Here is a 9,417-nt window from a genome sequence, read left to right as displayed (position 1 = left end):
CGAAAGATTCCACTGATCTTGGCAGGTAATAAACCGTATCATTCCAAGGAAATTGATTCTGCTTAATCAAGCTGATCGACACAGAAAGAATCGGGTCAATCACGGTCTGAGCGGCCGCTGAAACCGTCCTTCTGGAGCGCCCGTGGCCAAACCCAAGACATCACTGACCGCCGTCGAGCGGCGCGCGGAAGAGCTCGACACGATCGCCGCCGTGCTGCCGATCGAGCGCCGCGACGAACTCGCCGAGCTGCTTACCGACCAGGACATCGAGACGCTGCGCCATCTCGTCAACCAGGGCATGGGCGACAACACGCTACGGGCCCTCACGTCCGATCTCACTTATCTCGAGGCTTGGGGACTGGCAGCCACCGGACGATCGCTGCCCTGGCCGGCACCCGAAGCACTGCTGCTGAAATTCGTCGCCCATCACCTCTGGGATCCACAGCGCCGCGAGACCGATCCTGATCACGGCATGCCGGCCACCGTCGACGCAAACCTCAGGAGCCAAGGGTTTCTCAAATCCGTCGGCCCGCACGCGCCATCGACGGTGCGCCGGCGGCTGGCGAACTGGTCGACGCTGACCAGATGGCGCGGTTTTGACGGCGCCTTCGCCTCCCCTGCCCTCAAATCAGCCATTCGCCTCGCCGTTCGCGCCGTCCCCCGGACGCGGCGTCGCAAGAGCGCCAAGGCCGTCACCGGCGATGTGCTGGCAAAACTGCTGGCAACCTGCACGACCGACAGTCTGCGCGATCTCCGTGACCGTGCAATCCTGATGGTTGCCTTTGCCTCCGGTGGTCGGCGGCGCAGCGAGATCGCCGGCCTGCGCAGCGAGCAGCTGACCGTCGAGCCGCCAATCCCGGGGGACGATGGCCCTTCCCTCCCCTCTCTCGCCATCCATCTCGGACGCACCAAGACGACCAGCGGCGACGAGGACGACGTTGTCTATCTGACTGGTCGGCCGGTGGATGCGCTGAATGCCTGGATGGTGGCCGCCAAGATCGACAGCGGCAGCGTGTTTCGGGCGATCGGGCGATGGGGCACGGTGTCGCGGCGCCAGATCGATCCGCAGTCGGTCAATGCGATCATCAAGCAGCGGGCGGTGATGGCTGGGTTGGATAGCGGCGAGTTTTCCGCGCATGGGCTTCGGTCGGGTTACCTGACCGAGGCCGCTAATCGTGGCATCCCCCTGCCCGAGGCGATGGAGCAGTCGCGACATCGGTCGGTGCAGCAGGCATCGAGCTACTACAATAATGCCACGCGTCGCAGCGGACGGGCTGCACGTATGCTTTGATTGCGGGAGGAGGATTTTCGCAGATTACCGATAGTCACTAATGTGACATTCCCGACTCATCGCTCCTCTATCGAAGAACGCCCGACCCAGGTCGTTTGGTCCAGCAGTGCAAACCCGTGCAGCCATGCATCGCGCTGCAGCCTCGTAGCGGCGGTTTTATGGCCTCTCCGGCGGTGATGATTCTCAATCATCGGCACGCCAGGATGCTAATCTGAGTTGCCAGATGGGTGGTCGCCACCGCAAAAGGGGTCCCCTCCGCCTTTTTTTCAAAGATTCCAGTGTACGGTTGAAAACCGGATCTTGAGTTACGGTGCTTATAAACGCTTGTTGTTGCATAATAATGTTGAGATCTCTTGGCCTGAGCAACCGTCGTCATTAAGGTTCTGTTAACCCTAAATAGCTTGCCAGCCCGTTAGAATCGATGCTTATTGCAAGCAGCGGAGTGATTAAGAAATTCCGCTCAAAAGCGCTATTTCAAGAAATCAGGTCCGGGGATGCCAAAAATCGCTGCAAAATTACCGCCAAAAGATGAAGACTTGATGGGGTTGATTGAGCGCCATTCTCGTTCCTTGTCGGCGCAACTGCAAGAGCATCAGCTCGCGACTTTTCCCCCTACGGCGGAAAAGGGCATCCGCACGTTTCAGCCAGCCGAGGCGGCCAAACTGGTCGGCGTGAAAGAGGTTTATCTCCGTCAACTCGCGAACGAGCTGGAAGGTCTTCAGGTCAGCACCAGTCCGACTGGCCGCCGGTCATACTCCGTCGAAGACATGCATAAGATCCGCAAGCATCTCGACCAGGTGGGCCGTGGCAATCGACGCTATCTTCCACACCGCCGCGAAGATGAAGCGTTGCAAGTTATCTCGGTCATGAATTTCAAGGGCGGGTCCGGCAAAACCACAACAACTGCTCACCTTGCGCAGTATCTCGCGCTTCGCGGCTACCGCGTGCTCGCCATCGACCTGGACCCGCAGGCAAGTCTGTCCACACTCTTTGGCAACCAGCCAGAAACCGATGTCGGCGTGAATGAGACGCTTTATGGTGCGATTCGATACGACGACGCTCGCCCAATGGCTGAAATTGTTCGCGCGACCTACATTCCTGATCTTCATCTGATCCCCGGCAACCTCGAACTTATGGAGTTCGAACACGATACGCCGCGGGCGCTGATGAAGCGGAAGATCGGTGATACCATGTTCTTCCACCGGATCAGCGAGGTGCTTGACCAAGTCGCGCCCAATTACGACGTCGTGGTGATCGACTGCCCGCCGCAACTGGGCTACCTCACCCTCTCCGCCCTAACCGCAGCCACCTCCGTTCTCATCACAGTGCATCCGCAGATGCTCGACGTGATGTCGATGAACCAGTTCTTGTCGATGACATCTGATCTGCTCCGGGAGATCTCATCGCACGGTGCGCGCTTCGACTATAACTGGATGCGCTATCTCGTGACGCGTTTCGAACCAAGTGACGGGCCGCAGAACCAGATGGTCGGGTATCTCAGGGCGATTTTCGGAGAAAATGTTCTGAATTTTCCGATGCTGAAGACAACGGCCGTTTCCGATGCCGGTCTCACGAACCAGACCCTTTTCGAGGTGGAGAGAGGCCAATTCACTCGGGCCACTTACGATCGCGCGCTTGAGGCGATGAACAGCGTCAACGACGAGATCGAGTCGCTGATCAAGAAAGCATGGGGAAGAAAGTCATGAGCAGGAAAGATATCCTCCGCACCCCTAAGCCAATCTCTGCCGTTGCCACGCCGACTGAAAGACCGGTCAAGAGCCGAAGCTTTCTTCCGCTTATGGGCTCTCCACCACCGGAAGGGGCGACGGCCGCATCTTCGCGTCTCACCAGCCAGGTTGGCGGCGCTTTCGCGGAGGGTAAAGCGAGGTTTGAGCGCGCCGAAGAGATTGAAAAGCGGCTGGCTGAAGGCCAGACCATCATCGAGCTCGACACCGATACGGTCGATCCATCTTTCGTTCAGGACCGCATGCCCGGTGATATTGCCGGGCTTGTTGAAGCGATCCGCGAACAAGGCCAGCAGATCCCAATTCTGGTGCGTCCTCACCCTCACGCACCAGGACGCTATCAAGTCGCATTTGGACACCGTCGCCTGCGCGCGGTCTCGGAACTCAACCGGCCCGTCAAGGCGGTTGTTAGGGAACTGACTGACGAGCAGCTCGTAATTGCCCAAGGTCAGGAGAACAATGAACGCCAGGACCTGACATTCATAGAAAAGGCGCGATTTGCCTCCCGGCTGACCGAGCAATTTTCACGAAATGTCGTGATGGCAGCGTTGTCCGTCTACAAAAGCGATCTTTCGAACATGCTGTCGGTGGTGACCCGCATCCCCACGGAAATTGTCGATGCAATCGGCTCGGCACCCGGCATTGGCCTGAAAAGTTGGGTGGCTCTCGCCGAGCTTCTCACCGGCGACAACGACCTTGAACAGGCTTCAACTTTCCTGCGATCGGCCGAGGCGAAAGCCCTGCCCTCGCCCGACCGGTTCAAGTTGCTCGTCGCCAGCCTTAAACCTACACCAACCAAGCGCGGACTACCGGATCTCCTGACAACGCCCACGGGGCTACGTTTGGCCCAGGTGACGAAGAGCAAAACCAAGTTGGACCTGTCAATCGATCGGCGCGAGGTGCCAGATTTCGCAGCCTTCGTCCTGGAGCGTTTGCCAACGCTCTTCGAGGAGCATCGCTCCAGAAACAGAACTCAGTTGAACAACGGAGATTAAGCGGAAAAAGAAAAAGGCCCCCAAAACGTCGCCGTCGTGGAAACCTCTTTCAGATCTAAGCAACCTGAGAATCGCACTTCCACGGATATTCGTCAAGAGTCATGGCACCGATTTGGTGAGCCGATTTCTTTTGCCTTTTGAAAGGTGAAAGACGATGCAAACAGGAAGTGTGACGACGCCCTTTGGGCGGCGGTCAATGACGCTTGCTCTCCTGAAGCGACAGGTCGCTACAAGAGAGATCAAGCCGGGAAAATCGGTCCAAAAGTGGAAGGTCTTTCGGGACGCTTCAGAGGCCAGGGAAGCACTTGGGCTGCAGTCGAGCAGCCTTGCTGTGCTCGACGCGCTGCTGAGTTTCTACCCCGAGAACGAACTGCGCCAGGAGGCACAGTTGGTGGTGTTTCCGTCGAACGCACAATTAATCCTGCGCGCTCATGGCATGGCCGGAGCAACGCTTCGCCGTCACCTTGCATTGCTGGTGGAAGCCGGGCTGATTGTTCGGAAAGACAGCGCCAACGGCAAACGCTTCGCGCGCAAGAATAATACTGGTGAAATCGAGAATGCCTTCGGCTTTGATCTCTCACCAATGCTCGCCCGATCCGAAGAATTGGCTCTCATCGCGCAGAAGGTCGTTGCCGCGCGTTCCGCATTCAGGAAGGCCAAAGAGAACCTGACGATCTGCCGGCGCGACGTTCGCAAGCTGATTTCGGCAGCAATGGAGGAGGGTGCCGAAGGCGACTGGGTTGCCATTGAAGCGATCTACGTTGAACTCGTTGCCCGCATTCCCCGCTCCCCGGCCATGGGAGACGTAGCGGGCGTTCTGGACGAAATGGAGCTTCTTCGGGAAGAGATCATTAATCGCTTGGACAATCAGGAGAATTCGCAAATTAGTAGCACCAATGATGCTCAATTTGAGCGGCACATACAGAATTCAAATCCCGAATCCATCCGTGAACTTGAACCTAGCTCTGAAAAAGAGCAGGGCGCGAAGCAGAGCAAACCCGACAAGCTAAGGGTCGAGCCGCTAAAGGCTTTCTCTCTTGGTGTGGTGCTGAAGGCCTGTCAGCAGATGGGCGACTATGGACCGGGCGGGGCTGTCGGTAGCTGGCGAGACCTCATGTCGGCCGCGGTCGTGGTGAGATCGATGCTGGGGATCAGCCCATCTGCTTACCAAAATGCGTGCGAGGTCATGGGGCCGGAAAATGCCGCGGTGGCGGTCGGTTGCATTCTTGAGCGCGCAAATCTAATCAATTCCCCAGGTGGATATCTGCGGGATCTGACGCGGCGAGCCGAGCGGGGTGAGTTTTCTCTCGGTCCGGTGATCATGGCGCTACTCCGGAACAATGTAGGCACGCTCCTGCAGGCAGTGTAAATTGCCGTTAGTTGCGACTAACGGCGCTAAAAAGCTGAAATAAAAGTGTTTCTGGTCTGCTTGGCATTTCCGTCGTCACCCTGCGATACAAGCGTCGCGTATGGGAGCTCTGGGGAGGGAATACTTAGTGCTGGCTGGTGTGACGCTTGGGTGAATTCTACCCCCTACCACGGTCTGAAACACTCAAACTGCCTGACTTTCAGTTTTTCAGAGTATCCGTGGAAAACAGGTGCTTGCGTTGATTCGCTGGAATTGCTCAACAGGCGTCGCTAACGGGAGGTCATTGTCGTTAGTCGTGACTAACCGCATGAAGCCACTGAAATCACTCGGTTTTCACAGATGTTGACCAAAGGTCTTCGTCGCCCGCAGGTTGTTTGAGTTCAGCAGCGCGGCAACGAGTCCGTGGGCTTCGAGGGAGTAAGCTGCGTCAGATGCCGGCTGCGGGACTGTAACGTGATCGTCCTTCGTGTCCATGAACGCGTCGCGGGAGCGTCTCTCGGGCGCGGGTCAATCTCGCCGCCACTGGGTAGTTCCTCATAGTCTTCGAGCATGGCCTTACCGTCGGTCGCCTAGGCCATGCTACGTTCGCAAGTGACTGAGACACGGCTTAAGCGTTCATTGTCGATGACTCTGGTGCGAATACCCCTCAGTTCAACTGCGCTGAGGGTCTCTCTCAGGGGAGAGACGCGGTTTCGAGCTTCTACCATCGTAGCAAGCGCGAACCGCAATCCTCGAAACCCAAGAATGTCAGGATAAAGGTTATTGGCCGGACCATGATGTGGCAGTGTCATGACTGCGATCCGGCCATCAAAGCCTTCGAAAGAAGTCCGCCACGGCTGTCGCGATCTATCATGACGAAGTGCGGCGTCGCCCAGCCGACAGCATCATCTGACAAGAAGAAGCGACCTTAGATGGTTCTTCGAGCGAGGAGCGCCATTGCCGGGAGGGCCCTGTGTGGCTTGAGCTTGCGACGGCGCGTTGAGATAACGGCCCAGAGTAAAGTGACATCGAAATCGCATTGTGTCCTCCGGCAAAATGCCGATTGTAGATTTCGACCAGCCGCTTGGCGCTTTCGAGACCGTAGATGCCCAAGAAGCGATTTGGCGTGCTTTGCCTCTCCATTTCCCCGGAAGGCAAGCACCTTCTTAATGTCCCTGAGAAACCGCCTTCTGGCTGGATTATCGTCCGGATGGACATAGGGCAGGAGAACCCAATCGCCTCTACGCCATGTATCACCTGTAAAAGCTTGCCCCTCGAGCTGGAGATACGAGCCATATACGCCCCTTTTTGCGTCTCGCGCGCGGTCGGTTCCGCAGGAGTGAGGTCTTCAGCATTCGGCCCATGTGGCGCACGCAAGTAAGTCGCCAATCTGTTTACCGCAGTCCTTTTGACGCTTCGTCATCAAGCCGTATCCGCCGTCCAGCGGACGGGCCGTCGATCGGACCGTCGGGTTCCGCGCCACCGGGAGGAGGATATCGTCAGGCCTGCGCGGCTGAAGAAAGATGACCCGCTCCGCACCTCTCCCGAGCCACCAGGCTACCGGTTCTCAAAATAGCCGATCGACGATCGGGAGTCCTCACCGCGCTCAAAATCGGTCGACTTGCTCAAGGCGCGGTGGACGACGTGTGCTGCATTTTTCCGGGGCCGAGAAGACTCGCACGGATCTGCTCTGCTGTGGTCGCGCCTGCCGTCGAGGAAGTGGAGGGTGACGACGGCTCTGAGTTTCGCTTACCGCTAGTTGCCTTTTGCTTCACCTTAGAAAACGGTTCTGCGCTGTCATGCGATCGTCCTCGCTCAGGGCTTCCAGCGGCCTAGCGTCCAGATTATGAAGAACGGAATCGGGCTGGGCACTCGCGAAACAATATCGCTTGGAGTGGACGAAGGCGGCAACCGCCCGCGCAACGTCGTCATGCCAACACCAGGTTTCAAGAGGCGGCGAATTTCCTCAAAGAGTCCGATAGCAAAGGATCGGATAAGATCGCCTGGCCTTTCCGGCAGGATCCCGATCGGACGAACAAGCAAAGCGTCTATGGCGTCTGCTTTCTGGATGTCTATCTCCGAAGCTACGATCGGGCCGCGGCTGACTGTCCAAGGGATTGTCATACGTTCTACGCCATTCTTTCTTCATTGCGAGACTGAGATCCACATCGTCCAAGTGTAGTTGTCCATGTTGCAGAAATGCATTTGTTGAAGCCGATCTCAAGGCCGAGCTGCGCTTCATCCTTCAATTCGCTACAGAAGACACGCGATTGCGCAGGAGTGCTTTGTATGTGCTCGCCCTCGTATCTGCGGGAGTGGCGGTCCCCGGCAGAATCCTCTATATTGCAAACATGAGCGACGAACAGACCATATCGAACTCCACCAAATCGGCCGTTGAGAAGGTCCTCCGTGACCGGCTCGGCCAGGCGGGGTTTTCTGGCGCCGACATTCGGGCCGATCGAGACAGCGATGGCGATCCCATCCTGCTCGTTGACGTGAAGTATGCCTATTCGGACAAGCCGATCAGTTCGAAACTCACCTACGGTCTTTCGACCGAGGTGCGAAAAGCTTTGAGCGCCCTTGGAGAGACGCGGTTTCCTCATATTCGGCATCATTTCGACGAACAGCAGAAGATCGCAAGCTAAGCCGTGTCGCATGATTTAATCGCCACCGCTCGGCGGCTCGCGAAGGCCAGCCCGAAACGTCCACGCCAGTCCGACCTGAAACGCGGCGTCAGTACAGCGTACTATGCGCTGTTTCATGCGCTTGCTCGCGATTGCGCCGATCTACTCGTGGGTACAGGCGAAACGCGCAGTGAACCTGCATGGGCCCAAGTCTACAGGACACTCGAGCACGGTGTCGCGAAAAACTCCTGCAAAGCAGCGGCAAGCCGCGGCTTCCCGGGCCGTATTGTCTCATTCGCCGATACGTTTGTCATCCTGCAGGAAGAACGTCACCGCGCCGATTACGACCCGCTTGCACGTTATGTCCGGGCCGAAGTCCTCGTTCTGATCGACAACTGTGAGCAGGCAATCAGAGATCTTGCATCGGCGCCGCGATCGGATCGCAAGGCGTTCGCAGTATGGGTTCTGCTCCAGAGAAAAAGATAGCGCCGGTTTCCTGGAATTGGTCAGGAAGAAGAACAAACAAAGAACATCAATGGATTGCGGACATAGGTCCTGTCTGGAAACGCTAACCTGAGGAGGTCTGGGGACGATGCCGCGCGCCCATCCTCGGGTGATAGAGAAGTTGCGAGAACGGATTTCGCACACTGAAAGGCAGCCCGGGCCGCAAGGCCGTGGTGCTGCCGTTCGGCGTTGCTGCAATGGATGTCAGACTGGCTAGCGGAGGTCTCGCATTCAGTGCGCTGCATGAGGAGTCAGCTGGAGGCGCGGGCACGGTTGACGGTGCGGCAATGTTGGCAAAGCTGAAGCCAGGATGCGCCAGTCTTCATCCGAAGGGCTTCGATCCCTGACGCAGCATTACCGGGTCTTGGCCGCAAGGGAGGTTTCGCTTGCCGAAGAGACGGTGGGACATGGTGGGGAGGCGATAGAGGGAGAGGAGGGAAGGGGAAAGCTGTGACGGATTGAGAGGGTTGGAGAGAGGCTCCGCCCGGTTCGTCATGGAGAAACCGACATGGCCCAGGCCATTCAGAAAATCACCCTCAGCGCAGGCCGGGATATTCCCTTCAACAAGCTGGTGCTCAGCCAGCAGAACGTCCGCAAGATCAAGGCAGGCGTCTCGATCCAGGACCTGGCGGAAGACATCGCCCATCGCGGGCTTCTCACCAGCCTCAACGTCCGTCCGGAGCTCGACGGCGATGGCAAAGAGACCGGCATCTATCGCATTCCGGCCGGCGGGCGCCGTTATCGTGCCCTTGAGCGCCTGGTCGCGCAGAAGCGACTGGCCAAGACTGCAGGTGTTCCCTGCATCGTCAGCAAAGGCGAAACCCTCGAGGTCGAGGACTCGCTCGCCGAAAACGTCCAGCGCGTCAGTCTGCACCCGCTCGATCAGTTCCGTGCTTTCCAGACCTTGCGG

The 9,417-nt window shown here is 57.7% G+C and carries 7 protein-coding genes and 1 pseudogene; 7 read left to right on the top strand and 1 reads right to left on the bottom strand.

Features of this window, described 5'->3' with window-relative positions; translation table 11 throughout:
• Positions 1-142: 142 nt before the first annotated feature.
• The 4 genes from BS629_RS08660 to repC all read left to right on the top strand — a co-directional run bounded on the left by BS629_RS08660 (position 143) and on the right by repC (position 5,400).
• Positions 143-1,291 carry a site-specific integrase gene (locus BS629_RS08660; protein ID WP_077988108.1) on the top strand — a complete coding sequence of 383 codons (1,149 nt, stop codon included), beginning with the start codon at positions 143-145 and terminating at the stop codon, positions 1,289-1,291.
• A gap of 494 nt (positions 1,292-1,785) precedes the next feature.
• Positions 1,786-2,997: a plasmid partitioning protein RepA gene (gene repA, locus BS629_RS08655; RefSeq protein ID WP_077988107.1), complete on the top strand. Its 1,212-nt coding sequence runs from the start codon at positions 1,786-1,788 to the stop codon at positions 2,995-2,997.
• On the top strand, positions 2,994-4,031 hold the full coding sequence (repB, locus tag BS629_RS08650; protein ID WP_077988106.1) for a plasmid partitioning protein RepB: 1,038 nt from the start codon (positions 2,994-2,996) through the stop codon (positions 4,029-4,031). Before repA ends, repB begins: the two co-directional genes overlap by 4 nt.
• Positions 4,032-4,185: 154 nt before the next feature.
• Positions 4,186-5,400, top strand: a complete 1,215-nt coding sequence (gene repC / locus BS629_RS08645; protein WP_077988105.1) for a plasmid replication protein RepC — start codon at positions 4,186-4,188, stop codon at positions 5,398-5,400.
• 1,604 nt (positions 5,401-7,004) lie between these two features.
• Here the strand turns inward: repC and BS629_RS39665 are convergent.
• Positions 7,005-7,503: pseudogene (locus BS629_RS39665) on the bottom strand (ProQ/FINO family protein).
• Positions 7,504-7,670: 167 nt separating this feature from the next.
• Here BS629_RS39665 and BS629_RS08635 point away from each other — a divergent pair.
• From BS629_RS08635 to BS629_RS08620, 3 genes are all read left to right on the top strand, one after another.
• Complete coding sequence (locus BS629_RS08635) at positions 7,671-8,024, top strand: hypothetical protein (RefSeq protein ID WP_029875097.1); 354 nt, start codon at positions 7,671-7,673, stop codon at positions 8,022-8,024.
• 3 nt (positions 8,025-8,027) lie between these two features.
• Positions 8,028-8,489 (top strand): hypothetical protein, encoded by a 462-nt coding sequence (locus tag BS629_RS08630; protein WP_029875098.1) that lies wholly within the window; start codon positions 8,028-8,030, stop codon positions 8,487-8,489.
• A gap of 526 nt (positions 8,490-9,015) precedes the next feature.
• Positions 9,016-9,417: ParB/RepB/Spo0J family partition protein (locus BS629_RS08620; protein WP_158081453.1), on the top strand; the 402-nt coding region annotated here is incomplete at its 3' end.

The organism is Rhizobium leguminosarum bv. viciae USDA 2370 (assembly GCF_002008365.1).
Taxonomy (GTDB): domain Bacteria; phylum Pseudomonadota; class Alphaproteobacteria; order Rhizobiales; family Rhizobiaceae; genus Rhizobium; species Rhizobium leguminosarum.
Note: the sequence above shows the minus strand (reverse complement) of the source record. Positions and strands in the feature narration are given on the sequence as shown.

Bases quoted from the DNA above. Each gene is read 5' to 3' on its own strand.
- repA (WP_077988107.1), top strand. From the start codon at position 1,786: ATGCCAAAAATCGCTGCAAAATTACCGCCAAAAGATGAAGACTTGATG.
- repB (WP_077988106.1), top strand. From the start codon at position 2,994: ATGAGCAGGAAAGATATCCTCCGCACCCCTAAGCCAATCTCTGCCGTT.
- repC (WP_077988105.1), top strand. From the start codon at position 4,186: ATGCAAACAGGAAGTGTGACGACGCCCTTTGGGCGGCGGTCAATGACG.